The 15,971-nt window shown below is 68.3% G+C and carries 14 protein-coding genes and 1 tRNA gene; 6 read left to right on the top strand and 9 right to left on the bottom strand.

The features are described from left to right. Nucleotides 1–1,493: putative PEP-binding protein (locus ACPCXD_RS19775; protein WP_423660911.1), on the top strand; the 1,493-nt coding region annotated here is incomplete at its 5' end. 34 nt (nt 1,494–1,527) lie between these two features. On the opposite strand, the gene ACPCXD_RS19780 is transcribed toward ACPCXD_RS19775, so the two are convergent. Continuing rightward, nucleotides 1,528–2,400, bottom strand: coding sequence for a universal stress protein (locus tag ACPCXD_RS19780; RefSeq protein ID WP_172414964.1), 873 nt, complete (start codon nt 2,398–2,400; stop codon nt 1,528–1,530). A gap of 238 nt (nt 2,401–2,638) precedes the next feature. Here ACPCXD_RS19780 and ACPCXD_RS19785 point away from each other — a divergent pair, with 238 nt between their 5' ends. Further along, complete coding sequence (locus ACPCXD_RS19785; RefSeq protein WP_088898391.1) at nt 2,639–3,178, top strand: flavodoxin domain-containing protein; 540 nt, start codon at nt 2,639–2,641, stop codon at nt 3,176–3,178. 199 nt (nt 3,179–3,377) lie between these two features. Here ACPCXD_RS19785 and ACPCXD_RS19790 read toward each other — a convergent pair whose 3' ends face one another. Further along, complete coding sequence (locus ACPCXD_RS19790; RefSeq protein ID WP_230791355.1) at nt 3,378–3,950, bottom strand: hypothetical protein; 573 nt, start codon at nt 3,948–3,950, stop codon at nt 3,378–3,380. 185 nt (nt 3,951–4,135) lie between these two features. On the opposite strand from ACPCXD_RS19790, the gene ACPCXD_RS19795 reads away from it, so the two are divergent. Next, nucleotides 4,136–5,023: a hypothetical protein gene (locus tag ACPCXD_RS19795; protein WP_423660914.1), complete on the top strand. Its 888-nt coding sequence runs from the start codon at nt 4,136–4,138 to the stop codon at nt 5,021–5,023. 12 nt (nt 5,024–5,035) lie between these two features. Here the strand turns inward: ACPCXD_RS19795 and lexA are convergent, their stop codons facing one another. From lexA to ACPCXD_RS19810, 3 genes are all read right to left on the bottom strand, one after another. Next, nucleotides 5,036–5,698, bottom strand: a complete 663-nt coding sequence (lexA, locus tag ACPCXD_RS19800; protein ID WP_229564979.1) for a transcriptional repressor LexA — start codon at nt 5,696–5,698, stop codon at nt 5,036–5,038. A gap of 14 nt (nt 5,699–5,712) precedes the next feature. Beyond that, entirely contained in the window at nt 5,713–6,246 is a 534-nt protein-coding gene (locus tag ACPCXD_RS19805; RefSeq protein ID WP_088898388.1) for a hypothetical protein, read from the bottom strand. A gap of 79 nt (nt 6,247–6,325) precedes the next feature. Next, nucleotides 6,326–6,402 (bottom strand) — tRNA-Leu (locus tag ACPCXD_RS19810). Nucleotides 6,403–6,509: 107 nt separating this feature from the next. Here ACPCXD_RS19810 and ACPCXD_RS19815 point away from each other — a divergent pair. Further along, a complete protein-coding gene (locus ACPCXD_RS19815) occupies nt 6,510–7,124 on the top strand; it encodes an ANTAR domain-containing response regulator (protein ID WP_016691452.1) in 615 nt (204 codons plus the stop codon). A 186-nt stretch (nt 7,125–7,310) separates the two neighbouring features. Further along, nucleotides 7,311–8,642: an ABC transporter substrate-binding protein gene (locus tag ACPCXD_RS19820; protein WP_016691451.1), complete on the top strand. Its 1,332-nt coding sequence runs from the start codon at nt 7,311–7,313 to the stop codon at nt 8,640–8,642. A 40-nt stretch (nt 8,643–8,682) separates the two neighbouring features. On the opposite strand, the gene ACPCXD_RS19825 is transcribed toward ACPCXD_RS19820, so the two are convergent. Genes ACPCXD_RS19825 through ACPCXD_RS19840 form a run of 4 tightly spaced genes read right to left on the bottom strand, consistent with a single transcriptional unit; the run spans nt 8,683 to nt 12,933 of the window. Further along, complete coding sequence (locus ACPCXD_RS19825) at nt 8,683–9,519, bottom strand: ABC transporter ATP-binding protein (protein ID WP_423660918.1); 837 nt, start codon at nt 9,517–9,519, stop codon at nt 8,683–8,685. After that, the gene (locus tag ACPCXD_RS19830) at nt 9,516–10,577 is read right to left on the bottom strand and encodes an ABC transporter ATP-binding protein (protein WP_423660920.1); all 1,062 of its coding nucleotides are present in this window, start codon (nt 10,575–10,577) and stop codon (nt 9,516–9,518) included. Before ACPCXD_RS19830 ends, ACPCXD_RS19825 begins: the two co-directional genes overlap by 4 nt. Continuing rightward, nucleotides 10,570–11,559 carry a branched-chain amino acid ABC transporter permease gene (locus ACPCXD_RS19835; RefSeq protein WP_016691448.1) on the bottom strand — a complete coding sequence of 330 codons (990 nt, stop codon included), beginning with the start codon at nt 11,557–11,559 and terminating at the stop codon, nt 10,570–10,572. Before ACPCXD_RS19835 ends, ACPCXD_RS19830 begins: the two co-directional genes overlap by 8 nt. 3 nt (nt 11,560–11,562) lie before the next feature. Next, nucleotides 11,563–12,933: a branched-chain amino acid ABC transporter permease gene (locus tag ACPCXD_RS19840; protein WP_229564977.1), complete on the bottom strand. Its 1,371-nt coding sequence runs from the start codon at nt 12,931–12,933 to the stop codon at nt 11,563–11,565. 255 nt (nt 12,934–13,188) lie between these two features. Here ACPCXD_RS19840 and polA point away from each other — a divergent pair, with 255 nt between their 5' ends. Further along, nucleotides 13,189–15,912, top strand: a complete 2,724-nt coding sequence (gene polA / locus ACPCXD_RS19845; RefSeq protein WP_423660923.1) for a DNA polymerase I — start codon at nt 13,189–13,191, stop codon at nt 15,910–15,912. The last annotated feature ends 59 nt before the right edge of the window (nt 15,913–15,971 follow it).

Below are 15,971 nucleotides of genomic sequence, written 5' to 3' on the forward strand. Positions count from 1 at the left end.
AGCGCCGCACCCGGGTCCTCGACGACGAGCAACTCCTGCGCGTCGCACGGCTGGCCGCCGGAGTCGAAGAACACTACGGGCATCCCCAGGACCTCGAGTTCGCGTTCGCCGACGACGAGTTGTGGATCGTGCAGACCCGCCCCATCACCACACTCGACCAACCGGCGGCTCCCGCCCCGTCCGGCAACGGCGAGGCACGACCGTTGCTGACCGGTCTCGGCGCGGGCCCCGGGACGGTGACCGGCCGCGTGCGGGTGCTGCACGAACTCGTCGACGGGAAGCGCCTGAGCGACGGCGAGATCATCGTGGCACCGATGACCCGGCCGGACTGGCTGCCGATCCTGCGCCGCGCCGGCGGCATCGTCACCGACGGCGGTGGCATCACCTGCCACGCGGCCATCGTCGGACGGGAACTCGGCAAGCCCGTCGTGGTCGGTGCACGTACCGCCACCACCGATCTGCACGACGGGCAGCTGATCACCGTGGACGGCAACGTCGGTGTGGTGTTCGACGGGGCGGTCCACACCGCCGAGCGGCCCGCGGCGACGACCTCCGCGCCGGCGACATCGACTCTCTCCGCCGAGACTGTCACGGCCACAGCGGTCTACGTCAATCTCGCCACCCCCGACGCCGCGGAGGCGGTCGCCGCGACCGATGTCGACGGCGTCGGTCTGCTGCGCGCCGAGTTCATGATCACCGAAGCGCTCGCGGGGGAACATCCCTCGCACATGATCGCGCAGGGCCGTCGCAACGAATATGTGGAGAAGATGGCGGGTGGCCTCGCGCGGATCGCGGCGGCGTTCGCACCGCGTCCGGTCGTGTACCGCGCGATCGACCTGCGCAGCAACGAGTTCGCCGACCTCGAGGGCGGTGAGGTCGAACCCCACGAAGAGAACCCGATGATCGGCTACCGCGGATGCTTCCGGTACATTCGGGATCCGGAACTGTTCTCCCTGGATCTCGATGTGCTGCACCGGGTTCGGAGCGCGCACCCGAACGTGCACCTGATGATCCCGTTCGTGCGCACCCGCTGGGAACTGCGGGACTGCCTCGCCCAACTCGACCGGCATCCGCTCGGCTCCGACCAGCGCTTGCAGCGCTGGATCATGGCCGAAGTCCCGTCGGTCATCTACTGGTTGCCGGAATACGCGAAGCTCGGCATCCACGGTGTGTCCATCGGAACCAATGACCTCACGCAGTTGATGCTCGGGGTGGACCGGGACTCGGAGGTGTGCAAGGACCTGTTCGACACCCTCGACCCCGCGGTGCTCGACGCGATCGATCACATCATCGAGCGGGCCTCGGCCGCGGGACTGACGACGTCGCTGTGCGGTCAGGCCGTGTCGACGAGCACCGAACTCGCGGAACATCTCGTCCGGCGCGGTATCACCTCCGTGTCGGTCGCGCCCGACGCCGCGGCGCAGACGAGACGGACGGTGGCGCGAGCGGAACAACGCATCCTGCTCGACCGCGCCCGGAGCGACGGGACGTGACCGGCGGGGATCACCGCCGACTGTAGGTCGCGCACTACGGGACGACCATCACGGGGCAGGTCACCGTGTGCAGCAGCGCCCATGTGGTGGATCCCAGCATCAGGCTCGGAAACCCGCCTCGACCGCGACGGCCGAGAACGAGCAACTGCGCATCGGCAGCGTGCGACGCAAGATAGTGGGAGGGCTGGTCCAGCACCACCACCGGGTACACCCGCACATCCGGGAACGCCTCGCCGTGCCCGGCGAGACTCTCCGACAACAACGCCCGCTCCTTGTTCTCCACGCTGTCCCAGTCGATCCGGAATCGGAACGGGCCGCGCACATCGAGGTCCGACCACGCGTGGACGGCCACCACGTCGGTGCCGCGCAGCGAAGCCTCCTCGAACGCCGCGGACACCGCGCGCACACTGTGCTCCGAACCGTCGACGCCGACGACCACAGGACCGGAGATGTCGTTGACGTCGACGTGCGGCAGTTTGCGGACCACCACGGCAGGGGCGTGCGTGTGCGTCACCACCGCTCGGCTGACCGAACCGAATCGCTCCCAGCCGAACCGGTTGTCTCCGGCTCCGACCACCACCATCGACGCCGACTTCGACCGGTCCACCAGTTCGAGCGACGGGGAACCGGTGCACAGGTGGGTCTCGATGTCCAGCTCACCATCGGGCGCCGCGCGGCGCGCGTATTCGGCGGCGTCGAGGAGCATGTCGCGTCCCTCGGACTCCTCCTGCTCGAAGAATCCTGCGGGCATGCCGATCGGGACACCGAAGGTGTTGCGGACCGACACTATGGTGACCAACGACAACGGGAGCCGGCGACGTTCCGCTTCGCGAGCTGCCCAGCCCACGGCCTGCAGGGACGCTCTCGATCCGTCCACTCCGGCGACGATGGGGTGGTGTGCTGTCATCACGATCACCTCGCTGCCTGTCCGAGCTGCGGGCACGGCCGTTTCGGGACACTGCTGTTTCCGGGATCCTGCCGTTCCGGGACCCTGCCAGTACACGCTCGGACCGGTCGGTCGCACAAGAGTCGACGGTCCCGACCTGCCCGCAGGAAGTGACCGAAGACTCTCGTGTGCCGCGCACGCCGTTCCTCACACTGGAGACTGCACCCGGCGCCGTCACCCACTGCCGAAAGGCTCCGCCATGTCCGTCCTGATCGGCTACGCGACCGCCCGAGGGTCGACGCGGGGCATCGCCGAACGCATCGCTGCGGGACTGGAAAGCCGCGGTGCCGTGGAACTCCGCGCGCTCGGCGATATCGCGTCGGTGCGAACGTACGAGGCGCTGGTCGTCGGAAGCGCGATCCACAACGGCCAGTGGCTCCCCGAGGCTTCCGATGCGATCCATCGGCTATGCGCCGAGCCGGTAGGACGACCGGTGTGGGCGTTCTCCGTCTCGTCGGTCGGAGCGACCAGCACGATCCTCTCGCCCCGGGTGGCCGCATATCTGCGGCGGGTCACCCCGGAACCTCGGGCGGTGCAGAACCTCCGTTCGGTCGCCGACGTGCGTGATCACCGTTTCTTCGCCGGTGTCATCGCTTCGGGCGACTGGGCCGGAATCGGGCGGATCGTCTTCCGGCTGATGGGCGGACACTACGGCGATGCCCGGGACTGGGTCGACGTCGACGCGTGGACGGAACGGATCCGGGAAGGTCTCGTCGAAACACCGCGTGATCAGGGTTGATCGCGTGCGTCCGAGTCCGGAGGGTCCCCTCGGGATCGGTGATGAAACTGGCGGCGCGTTGGACGACGAAGAACCACCCCAGGACGAATGCGCCGATCGCGGCGGTTCGATCAGTTTTTTCGGCGTCGATCGAGTACTGCCGGGTGTCGATCGAGTACTGCCGGGTGTCGATCGAGTACTCCCTCGGCCGATCGAGCGATCATCGGAGGCCGAAGGACGGTCTCTCCTCGTGCCGTCGCGCGACGATGTCGTCGAACGCGTCGATCAGCCCCTCGGGATACCAGCGGGGATTCGTGTCGGCGGTGGTGGCGACTAGCAGCAACTGGTGCTCGCGTGCGTCCGCGGCGACCCGGGCGAGCCGGGCGCGCCCCTCGTCGTCGAGCGCTGCGACGGTTGCGGCGAGATCGGCGACGAGCAGCACGCGCGGGGGTCCGACGACCGGGGAGTCGAGTTCGGCGACCACGCCGGTGATCTGTTCGGCGGTGGTGGCCCAACAGCACGGCCCCGTGGGGAGCGAGGCGGATCCGCCGAGCCAGCGATGCCGACGGTGCGGATCGACGACCACCAGGTCGTGGGTGCCGCCGGTCAGGGTCGTCATCGCGATCAGGTCGAGCGACACGCTGGGCGACGAGCGGCGCTCGTCGCGTCGGATCAACAGGTGTCGGCCGGCGGACAGATCCCACGAGACGGGCGTGCCGTCGTTGTCGCGCCCGAACGGGATCGTCGTCCGGCACGCGACGGCCCGGGCGCTCGGTCCGCGAGCGGGACGCACCGGGACGGAAGATCGGCACGGTCGACGAGTGGGCGGAGTGGCGGGCATCGACATGGTGGATCCGTTTCGTGTCGCTGGGTCCGGAGCGATCCCCGGACGGCCGAACTGTAGTGGCGAGCACCGACAGGAACGGTCGGGTGCAGGTCGCGGCCGTTACGCGCGTCCGGTTCGGGGTAACCGTCCGCATGCGCCCGATTGCGACAGCCCTCGCCGTAGCCACCTTCACCGCCCTCGGCGGTCACATCGCCTCCGCAGCACCCGCGCCGATCGTGGACGACACCGGCGCGATCGCTGCTCCGAGCAGTACCCAGATCTCGTTCGCGCACACCCCGACCGGTGTGCGCGCCGGCACCGCGAACGAACACGAGTCCCGTGCCGGTGTGTCGATCGTCAAGATGTATCTGGCCGAGTACGTCCTCACCTACGGCGACCCCGCGGACCACGCCGACGCGACCGAGATGATCCGGTCGTCGAACGACGCGATCGCCGACCGCCTGCACGCGAAATACCCGCAGGCGATCTCGTCGACCGCGGCGGAGTTCGGGCTCACCGACACCTACGTGCCCGGCTACTGGGGTGTCGGCACCACGTCGACGCACGACATGGTCACCTATCTCGAGACGAAGAAGCGCACCGATCCCGGTTCGCCGGTGCTCGCTGCGATGGCCAGGGCCTACGACACCGCGGCCGACGGATATCCGCAGAACTACGGGACGGCGCTGATCGCCGGTGTCATCGGGACGAAGTGGGGATGGAGCGACGACCGCTCGTTCCACGCCTCCGCCTCGTTCGGTGCCGATTTCTCCGTCGCGGCGTCGACCTACGGATCGGCAGGGCAGCTCTCCGAACACGTCCTCGGCGCGTTCACCGAAGGGATGCCGCCCGGACCGGAGACCGGTCCTTTTCGACCCGGACCGGAGACCGGTCCTCTTCGACCCGGACCGGAGACCGGCCCGCTCCTGCAGGACTGCCCGCCGCTGGGTTGGCTCGCCGGCGATCCGCTCCTCGGGCCGCCCGCGCAGGATCTCCTCGACGGACTACCGCCGGTCATCACCGATCCGATCTGCCGCTGATCTCGGCAGGGATCAGATGCGGCGCATGACGGACACCACGGTGCCCAGCACCACCGCCTCGTCGCCGTCGAGGACGGGATAGGCGGAGTTCCGCGGTTCGAGGTGGACGTGGCCGCCTCGGCGCCGATACACCTTGACAGTCGCCTCGCCGTCGATCATCGCCGCGACGATCTGACCGGAATGGGCCTCGTGCTGGCGCCGCACCACCACGGTGTCGCCGTCGCAGATCGCCGCGTCGACCATCGAGTCACCGCGCACGCGCAGTGCGAAGACGGTGCCGGAGCCGACCAGATCGCGGGGGAGCGTGAGCATGTCGTCAATGTGCTCCTCGGCGAGAATCGGTGCGCCCGCGGCGATGTCGCCCACGACCGGCACGGTCACGGTGTCGTCGGACGCCCGTTCACCACCGGAGGCGCCGAGGAAGGGGCGCACGTCGAGCTGTCGGGCCACACCGGTGCCGCGGCGGAGGAAACCCTTGTCCTCGAGGCTCTTCAGATGCTTCGAGACCGTCGACGTCGACCGCAGACCCACCGATTCGGCGATCTGCCGGGTGCTCGGCGACGACCCCTCCGCGACGATCCAGTCGCGGATCGCGGCCAGGATCTGCTGCTGGCGCAGCGGCAGGGACGCGGGGTCGAGGCCCCCGAACATGTCGAACTCGTCGTAACCGGTCACCCGGAGAATCGTAGCTACGCGGTCTCCGCCAGGTCCGGGGGAGTGCCGGTGGAGGAACTCTGCCCGTTCTGCAGCTGCTCCATGGCCCGTCGCTCCCGCAACGCCCGGATGAGCTGCCGCTCCTGCAACTCCGCCGGATCGGCGGACAGACCGGGTATCGAGAACCCGACCACGGCGCCGGCCAGCAGCGCGAGCGCCATCCGGGCCGAGTCGTCCTCCCGGATGCCCAGGACGAGTTCGAGGAAGACGAGCGCTCCGACGGCGACGAGTACCACTGCGATCAGTGCCAGGATCCTGCGGATCCGGGGTTTCGGGCGCGATCCCGGCGCCAACGGCATCGACTGGGCCGCGAGCTGCCACAGCCGGGCGTCGACGCTCTCCCGCAGGGGACGCTTCCGGAATTCGTCGCCGAGTCCGTTGTAGATGGCCAGATCGGCTGCGATCCGGGTCCGGAGGTTTCGGCGGGACAGCTCGCGTGACAGGCGCACGACGGCCCACGACACCACCCCGGTGACGAGTGCAACGACGACAGGAACCCAGATGCTCACGCCGGAACATTACGACAGCGGAGCGGGAATCGGCGGGATGCGGAACGCGTGCTCCGACCGTGTGGCGTGAGCCGAAAAGTGGTGCCCCCGGTGAGACTCGAACTCACACTGGACGGGTTTTGAATCCGTTTCCTCTGCCAATTGGGATACGGGGGCATTGCGGACACCACTGTAGAGGATCGGGCGAAGCGGGCGCGCACCGGTACCCTTCTTACGTTCCACCCTGCACCGGGGACCGCCAGTACCGAGGGGAAGGCCCGACCATGACCTCCGCGCCGCACGACAGCACACCAACTCCTCGTCGGGTCGTCGTAGCGGAAGACGAGGCCCTGATCAGGCTCGATCTCGTCGAGATGCTGCGCGAGGAGGGCTACGAAGTGGTCGGCGAGGCCGGCGACGGGCAGCGTGCCGTCGAACTCGCCGAGGAGCTCCGGCCCGACCTGGTGATCATGGACGTCAAGATGCCGCGCCGCGACGGCATCGACGCCGCCTCCGAGATCGCGCAGCGTCGTATCGCCCCTGTGGTTATTCTCACAGCCTTCAGTCAGCGCGAACTCGTCGAACGCGCCCGCGATGCAGGTGCCATGGCCTATCTCGTCAAGCCGTTCTCGAAGAGCGATCTCGTGCCCGCCATCGAGGTGGCCGTCAGCCGCTTCTCCGAGCTGCGCGAGCTCGAACGCGAGGTGCAGGGGCTCAACGAGCGCTTCGAGACCCGAAAGCTCGTCGACCGGGCCAAGGGACTGCTCATGGAGAAGCACGCCATGACCGAACCGGAGGCGTTCCGCTGGATCCAGCGCGCCGCCATGGACCGCCGCACCACCATGAAACAGGTCGCGGTGGTCGTCCTCGAGACCCTCGGAGACGACACCTCCGGCTAGGCGCGCGAACCGGTTTCGCGTGCTCACGGCGTCCCGTCGCGTTACCGCCACATCAAATCTCCGCCCTGCAGATAACGGTCGTATCACAAGGATTTCGGCCCGGTTCGCGGGGTGCTTCGGACCGCTATGTTTCGACCACATCCGGAATCCGCCGGATGCGGTGTCAGGCGTTCGAAGGAGAGTTGAATGGCAAGACGGACTCTGGTCCGCGCCGTAGCGGTACTCGGTGCTGCGACGCTCGCCCTCGCCGGGTGTGGTTCGGACAGCGACGATTCGGCATCCGGTACGTCGGCCGGTGACGAGGGGTCGGCGGCTGCGACGACCGTCGAGACCGACTGCGAACCACAGCAGGCCACAGCAGGGGCGACTCCCGCCACGGGACCGCTGAAGATCGGCACGATTCTCCCCGAGACCGGCAGTCTCGCTTTCCTCGGACCGCCGGAGGTCGCTGCCGTCCGGCTCGCCGTCGACGACATCAACGCCGCGGGCGGCGTTCTCGACCAGCCGGTCGAACTGTTCCCGGGCGATTCCGGGGACACGACGACCGACACCGCGAACACCACCGTCGATCGGCATCTCGCCAACGGCACCCAGGTGATCGTCGGTGCCGCCTCGTCGTCGGTCTCGCTCAAGGTGATCGACAAGATCGTCAGTGCCGGTGTGGTGCAGTTCTCGCCGGCGAACACCTCCGACCAGTTCGTCTGCTACGCCGACCGCGGGTTGTACTTCCGCACCGCCCCGACCGACGTGCTCCAGGCGCAGGCGCTCGCGCAGCTGATCGCCGAGGACGGGGCGCAGCGCGTGTCGATCCTGGCGCTGAACGATCCGTACGGCACCGGTCTCGCCGAGAACACCGTGAACAACCTCGTCGACGCCGGTATCCCGGAGGACCAGATCCAGAAGATCATCTACGACCCCAACGCGCAGTCGTTCAACGCGGAGGTCGACCAGGTGGCCAACTTCGCACCGGATGCCGTGGCGCTCATCGGCTTCGAGGAGTCGGCGAAGATCATCACCCGCATGCACGAGGTGGGCATCGGCCCGTCCGACGGCATGGCGGTCTTCGGCGTCGACGGCAACATGGGGAACGCGCTGGGCGAGAACGTCGCCGAAGGGCTGCTCGACGGCATGGCCGGCACCACGCCGCTGACCGACACCGGCGAGGAGTTCCAGCAGCGACTGCTCGGCGTCGACCCGGGCCTGATCGACTTCAACTACGCCGGTGAGTCCTACGACGCCGTGATCGTCTCGGCGCTGGCGGCGGAACAGGCAGGGTCGACCGCCGGGGTGGACATCGCCGCGAACATCAACTCGGTGACCCGTGACGGGGAGAAGTGCACCAGCTACCAGCAGTGCCTCGACCTTCTCCGCGCGGATCAGGACATCGACTACGACGGTGCCACCGGCGAACTCACCTTCGTGGACGCGGGCGAACCCGGCGTGGGCTCGTACGGCCGACTCGTGTTCGGCCCCGACAACACCCTGACCACCGAGGACTACATCGTGGTGGGGGAGTGACCCGCAGGTCGTGAGCGAAGGGGTGATCGCCGGTGGGCGGTCACCCCTTCCGCTTCTCCCGGCTGCCGGCGAGGGTACCGAGATACAGTTCCACGACCTTCGGGTCGTGCATGAGATTGCTGCCGGTGTCGGTGTACGCGTTGCGGCCCTGGTCGAGGACGTATCCGCGATCGCAGATCTGCAGGCAGCGACGAGCATTCTGCTCGACCATGATGATCGACACCCCCGCCGCGTTGATCTTCTTGCAGCGGATGAAGACCTCGTCCTGGAACATCGGCGACAGTCCCGCGGACGGCTCGTCGAGGAGCAGCACCGACGGCTCCATCATCAGTGCGCGGCCCATCGCGACCATCTGCCGCTCCCCACCGGAGAGCGCCCCCGCCTTGACCTTCCGGCGCTCGGCCAGTAAGGGGAACAACGACGCCACCCGCTCGAACTGCTTATCGAAGTCCTTCGGGCGCAGATAGATTCCCATCTCGAGGTTCTCCTCGATGGTCAGTGAGGGGAACACGTTCTGCGTCTGCGGCACGTAGCCGATACCCTTGCGCACCAGGATGTGCGCGGGCGCCGAGGTGATCGCGTCCCCGCCGAGCGTGACGGTACCGCTGCGGATGGGGATGAGGCCGAACAGCGCCTTGAGCAGGGTCGACTTGCCGGCTCCGTTCGGGCCGATGATGCCCACGATCTCACCGTCGCGCAGGTAGAAATTGCAGCCGCGCAGGATGTCGACGCCGGGGAAGTAACCGGCCACGAGATCGTCGGCGCGCAGGAGGGCGCCGGTCGCGAGGCGGGCATGTTCTTCCGGGGTCGCGGCACGTTCCGCCGGCGTCGTCCCCGTGGTCGTCGTGGTGGACGCGGGAGGGATGTTGTCGCTCACGGCTTCTCCAGTCTCGTGGCCGTCGCGTCCGTGGACGTGGCAGTGCGATCGGACGGATCGCCTCCGGCTTCGGGGTCGGACAGATCACCGCCGGCCTCGAGGGTCTGTGCCTCCGCGTCCGCGAGGGCGTCGGCGAGTTCGGCGGTCGCGCCCACGGGATTGCCCTCGTCGTCGAATTCGAGTGCCTGGTCGTGGTGACTGCCGAGATAGGCGTCGACCACGGCCGGATCGGACGACAGGGCGTCCGGCGGTGCCTCCGCGATCACCGAACCCTGCGCCATCACCACTACCCAGTCTGAGATGTCGCGGATGACGTCCATGTCGTGCTCGACGAACACCACCGTCGTCCCGTCGTCGCGCAGGGTCTTGATGTGTCCCAGCAGATTCTGCGTGAGCGCCGGATTGACGCCGGCCATCGGCTCGTCGAGCATGACGACGGTCGGCTCGGTCATCAGCGCACGGGCCATCTCGAGCAGCTTGCGTTGACCGCCGGACAGTGAACCGGCGAAGTCGTCGGCCTTCGTGGCCAGACCGAAACGGTCGAGCAGCTCGTGTGCGCGCGTGGTGATCTCGCGTTCCTGGCGGCGCCATGTCCACGGCAGCAGTGCGCCGGCCATGCGCTCGCCGGTCTGGTGCCGGGCGCCGAGACGGACGTTGTCGAGGACCGTCATCTTCGACAGGGCCTTGGTGAGCTGGAAGGTGCGCACGATCCCGCGCCGCGCCACCTGATGGGGGTGGAGGCGGCCGAGCGGGACGCCGTCCATCGCCCAGGTGCCCGTGTAGGGCCGGTCGAAGCCCGTGAGGAGATTGAACAAGGTGGTCTTGCCGGCACCGTTCGGGCCGATCAGGCCGGTGATGCACGAGCGCTGGATCTCGAGATGGCCCACGTCCACGGCCTTGAGGCCGCCGAACGTGCGGCACAGATCGTCGACGACGAGGATCGGGTCGGGTTTGGCGGCGCCGGGGGTGCGGTCGACACCGGCGAACAGTGCGGCGCGTTCGTCGGTGCCGAGGACCGTGCGCGGCGGTTTCGGGTCGGGTCGGATCGTGTCAGGCATCGAGTTGCACCTTCCGCTTGCTTCCCAGGATGCCTTGTGGCCGGAAGACCATCATCACCGCGATGAGAATGCCGAGCAGCACGTACCGCATCGCGCCGACCTGTTGTTCGGTGAGGGGGAGCAGCGGGTCGGGTCCGGCGATCGCCTGGCGGAGGAAGGCGTCCGGGAGGGTGAGCAGGAACCAGAACACCATGGCGCCGAGCACCGGTCCGAAGACCGTTCCCGCACCCCCGAGGATCAGCGCGCCGAACGCGAAGAAGGTCTGCGCGGTCGAGTAGAAGTCGGGGTTGATCGATTTGGTCTGCAGGGCGTTGAAGACGCCGCCGAGACCGCCGATCATGCCGCCGAGCACCAGGGCCTGCATCTTGTAGGCGAAGACGTTCTTGCCGAGTGCTCGGGCGGCGTCCTCGTCCTCGCGCACCGCCTCGAGGACCCGCCCCCACGGACTGTGGGAGAGGAGGTAGACCAGCCCGCACAACAACAGCACGAGGGTCCAGCCGACGACCATCGCCCACAGGTCGTCGCCGTAGAACCGCATACCGAGCAGGTTGTACTGGCGACTCGAATCGAACGGGCTCAGCGAGGTGAACGGGTCGGCGAATCCCCACAGGCCGCGGGTGGATCCGGTCACCGAGTCGGACGCGGTCGAGCGGAACACCAGGCGCAGGATCTCCGCCGCGGCGATCGTCGCGATGGCGAGATAGTCGGCCCGCAAACGCAGGGTGGGGATGCCGAGGACGAGCGCGAGCACGCCTGCCAGCGCGAGGCCGACGAGGATGCCCACCCACAACGGCTGGTCGTAGGTGACGGTCATGATGCCCACGCCGTAGGCGCCCAGCAGCGCGAACCCGATCTGGCCGAAGTTCAGCAGACCGGCGTAGCCGTAGTGCAGGTTCAGGCCGATCGCGAGCAGCGCGTAGAAGATCGCCGACGGGCCTATGAGCTGGGCGAAGGAAACCTGGAGTACCGCAACGATATCCATGGGTCACCCGATCCTTGTCCGACTGCCGAGGATGCCCTGGGGGCGGATGACCAGGATGACGATGAGGACGAGCAGACCGCCGATGTACTTCAGGTCCGGGTTGATGACGAGGGTGGACAGCTGGACCAGCAGACCCACCACGACGCAGCCGACCAGCGCGCCGTAGGCGGTGCCGAGGCCGCCGAGGATGATGCCGGCGAACATGAGCAGGAGCAGCTTGAATCCCATCTCCCACTGCACGCGGCCGCCGAGCTCCGACAGGCCGAACAGCACCCCACCGAGCGCGGCGAGCCCACCCCCGAGCCCCCACACGAACCGGATGACGTGTTCGACGTCGATTCCCGACGACGCCGCGAGGTCGCGGTTGTCGGCCACGGCACGCATCGCCTTGCCGATCCGGGTGCGCTGCAGCAGCAGGGCGACGCCGACGAGCACCACCAGGCTGATCACGATGCATGCGAGATTGACCGGGGTGATCGCGATCGGCCCCCACACGAGCTGCTGTTGTGCCTGGTAGTCGTCGAACGGCTGGGTGCGGTCGGAGTAGAAGGCCAGGATGAGATAGCGCAACGAGATCGCGAGCCCGATCGACACCACCAGCTGGGCGATCAGGCCGGTGCGGCGCCGCCGCAGCGGGGCCCAGATGAGGGCGTTGTTGAGCAGGCCGATGACGACGCCGACGATCACTGCCAGGATCGTCGCCGGTATCAGCTGGACACCGAGGGTGACGTTGAAGATCCACGCCGCGACCGCGCCGAGGGTCACCAGCTCGCCGTGGGCGAAGTTCGTCAGGCCCGTCGTGCCGAAGATGAGGCTCAGGCCCACCCCGGCGATCGCGATGACCAGACCGAAACGCAGACCGTCGACGATGGTGCGCACCAGTGTCTCGCCCCATGCCACGGTCGATCCGGTGCGCGCCTCCCCGAACGAGAAGATCACGGTGTTCGCCCGTCCCGGCGCCACGTCGCGGGTCACCGATGTCTGGACGGTGACGTCGTCGGGCAGGCTCTCGGTGTCGACCTCGAAGACGTAGGTGCCCGGCGGAACGGTGAGCTCCCAGCGCCCACCGTCGGCCGATTCGGTTTCCGCGACCACCTCGCCGCCCTCGGTGGTCGCACGGACGACGACACCGTCGAGTCGTTCGCCGGCATTGTTGAGCGTTCCGCGGACGGTCACCCCCTCCGCGGATTCCTCGTCGGGTGCGGCCGGTGCCGTGTTCGCGGGCGGTGAGGGTGGGTCGGGTGGGTCCTGGGCGGAGGAGAGGCCGGCGCCGACGAGGACGAACAGAACACTCGCGAGCGTGACGAGTGCGGCGCGGACCGATCGGTGGAGGGTCGAGGTCGGTCGTCGCCGACATCCCGAGATAGGGGCCACGCAGGTCCTCCCGGTTGGTGCGCTGTCATCGAGCGCGGCACTGCGCCCGGGGCATCATCGTCAACTGCGATGACGCCGGACTACGGTGTCGTGACAGGGGACTCTAGCGGCTGGATCGCACGTCCACGGGAAAAATTGGATCACCCGGACGTTTCGGTCTCGTTTCTTCGGACAACGAGTGTTCGCACATACCGGAGAGGCAATGGTCGGGCGGTGTGGCCGACGCTGTCGTCCTCGGTCCCTAGACTGGCACGCGTGACCCGTGCATCCACTTCCGCGACGTCCACCGCGGCCACCGACGACCGCCCGACCCTGCTGCTCCTCGACGGCCATTCCCTCGCGTTCCGCGCGTTCTACGCGCTGCCCGCCGAGAACTTCAAGACCCACAGCGGGCAGACCACGAACGCGGTCTACGGGTTCACCTCCATGCTCATCAACCTGCTGCGCGACGAGCAGCCCACCCACGTCGCGGCGGCATTCGACGTCAGCCGCAAGACCTTCCGCGCCGAACTGTTCGCCGCCTACAAGGCCCAGCGCAGCGCCGCACCCGACGACTTCAAGGGGCAGATCGACCTCACCAAGGACGTCCTCGGCGCGATGGGGATCCCGGTCATGGCGATCGAGGGCTACGAGGCCGACGACATCATCGCCACGCTCGCGACGCAGGCGCACGCCCAGGGATTCAGGGTGCTCGTGGTGACCGGCGACCGCGACGCGCTCCAACTCGTCAACGGCGACATCACGGTGCTGTATCCGCGGCGCGGTGTCTCCGACCTGACGCGCTTCACCCCCGAGGCGGTCGAGGAGAAGTACGGACTCACCCCCGAACAGTATCCGGACTTCGCGGCGCTGCGCGGCGACCCGAGCGACAACCTGCCCGGCATCCCCGGCGTCGGCGAGAAGACCGCGGCGAAATGGATCCGCGAGTACGGAAGTCTGAGCGGACTCGTCGACCGCGTCGACGAGGTGCGCGGCAAGACCGGCGACGCGCTGCGCGAGAACCTGTCCAACGTGTTGCTCAACCGCCAGCTCACCGAGATGGTGCGCGACGTGGCCGTGCCGTACACCCCCGAACAACTCGCCCTCGCACCGTGGGACCGCGACCGCATCCACCGCCTGTTCGACGACCTCGAGTTCAAGGTGCTGCGCGACCGGCTGTTCGAGACGCTCTCGTCGGCCGAACCCGAGGCCGAGGAGGGCTTCGAGGTGCGCGGCGGGATCGTCGAGCCGGGTGCCCTCGGCGACTGGCTCGCCGAACACGCCCCGTCGGGCCGACGCCACGGCCTCGCCGTGGTGGGCACCGGCACTCCTTACGGGGGCGACGCGACCGCGATCGCCGTCGCCGGGGCCGACGGTGAGGGCGCCTATGTGAGCACGGTGGCGCTCACGCCCGAGGACGAGAACGCCCTCGCCGCATGGCTCGCGAACCCCGCCGTGGAGAAGGCCGTACACGAGGCGAAGTTCGCCATCCACGCGCTGCGCGGACGCGGCTGGACGCTCGCCGGCATCACCAGCGACACCGCGCTCGCCGCCTATCTGGTGCGGCCCGGGCAGCGCTCGTTCAAGCTCGACGACCTGTCGCTGCGCTACCTCAAGCGTGAGCTGCGGGTGGAAGACACCGGCGCGCAACAACTCTCGCTGCTCGACGACGAGGACGCCGCCGACGCGCAGGCGGCCGAGGCGCAGATCCTCGCGGCGCGCGCCGTCGTCGACCTCGCCGCGGCCCTCGACACCGAACTCGGCGAGATCGAGTCGGTGCGTCTGCTCACCGAAATGGAACTGCCGCTGCTCGAGGTCCTCGCCGATCTCGAAGCCACCGGCATCGCCGTCGACTCGACGCACCTGCACGACCTGCAGTCCGAATTCGCGGCCCAGGTCGCCGCCGCCGCGAACGCCGCCTACGAGGTGATCGGCAAGCAGATCAACCTCGGTTCGCCGAAGCAGCTGCAGGTGGTGCTCTTCGACGAGCTCGAGATGCCGAAGACGAAGAAGACCAAGACCGGCTACACCACCGACGCCGACGCTCTGCAGAACCTGTTCGACAAGACGGGCCACCCCTTCCTCGAACACCTGCTCGCGCATCGCGAGCACACCAAGATGAAGACCACCGTCGACGGACTCATCAAGTCCATCGCCGACGACGGTCGCATCCACACCACCTTCAACCAGACCGTCGCGGCGACGGGCCGGCTCTCGTCGACCGAGCCGAATCTGCAGAACATCCCGGTGCGGACGGAGGCCGGTCGCCGGATCCGCGACGGTTTCGTGGTGGGCGACGGTTTCGATGTGCTGCTCACCGCCGACTACAGCCAGATCGAGATGCGCATCATGGCGCACCTGTCGGCCGACGAGGGGCTCATCGAGGCCTTCCGTACGGGCGAGGACCTGCACACCTTCGTGGCGTCGCGGGCGTTCGGGCTGCCGCTCGAGGAGGTCACCCCCGAGCTGCGTCGCCGCGTCAAGGCGATGTCCTACGGTCTCGCCTACGGATTGAGCGCCTACGGGCTCGCCCAGCAGCTGAAGATCTCCACCGACGAGGCGCGCGAGCAGATGGAGGCCTATTTCACCCGTTTCGGCGGCGTGCGCGACTACCTCTACAACGTGGTCGAGGAGGCCCGCAAGGTCGGCTACACGTCCACCCTCTACGGGCGCCGCCGGTACCTGCCCGACCTCAACAGCGACAACCGGCAGCGCCGGGAGATCGCCGAGCGCGCCGCGCTCAACGCCCCCATCCAGGGCACGGCCGCCGACATCATCAAGGTCGCGATGATCGACGTGCAGAAGGCGCTCAGCGAGGCCGGACTGCGGTCGCGGATGCTGCTGCAGGTGCACGACGAACTCGTGCTCGAAGTGGTCGAGGCCGAGCGCGAACAGGTCGAGGCGCTCGTGCGCGACAAGATGGACTCCGTCATCGAGCTGTCGGTGCCGCTCGAGGTCTCGGTCGGTTACGGCCGCAGCTGGGACGCCGCGGCGCACTGAGTCGCAGGCACACCGGCCGCAGGTACACGGAGCTGTACAGACGACGGCGCCCGCCCCCG

The organism is Rhodococcus sp. AB351 (assembly GCF_049538275.1).
Taxonomy (GTDB): Bacteria; Actinomycetota; Actinomycetes; order Mycobacteriales; family Mycobacteriaceae; genus Rhodococcus.

Coding starts and splice junctions, on each gene's coding strand:
- ACPCXD_RS19820 (WP_016691451.1), top strand. CDS start 7,311: ATGGCAAGACGGACTCTGGTCCGCGCCGTAGCGGTACTCGGTGCTGCG.
- ACPCXD_RS19835 (WP_016691448.1), bottom strand. CDS start 11,559: ATGGATATCGTTGCGGTACTCCAGGTTTCCTTCGCCCAGCTCATAGGC.
- ACPCXD_RS19795 (WP_423660914.1), top strand. CDS start 4,136: ATGCGCCCGATTGCGACAGCCCTCGCCGTAGCCACCTTCACCGCCCTC.
- ACPCXD_RS19815 (WP_016691452.1), top strand. CDS start 6,510: ATGACCTCCGCGCCGCACGACAGCACACCAACTCCTCGTCGGGTCGTC.
- ACPCXD_RS19780 (WP_172414964.1), bottom strand. CDS start 2,400: ATGACAGCACACCACCCCATCGTCGCCGGAGTGGACGGATCGAGAGCG.
- ACPCXD_RS19785 (WP_088898391.1), top strand. CDS start 2,639: ATGTCCGTCCTGATCGGCTACGCGACCGCCCGAGGGTCGACGCGGGGC.
- ACPCXD_RS19830 (WP_423660920.1), bottom strand. CDS start 10,577: ATGCCTGACACGATCCGACCCGACCCGAAACCGCCGCGCACGGTCCTC.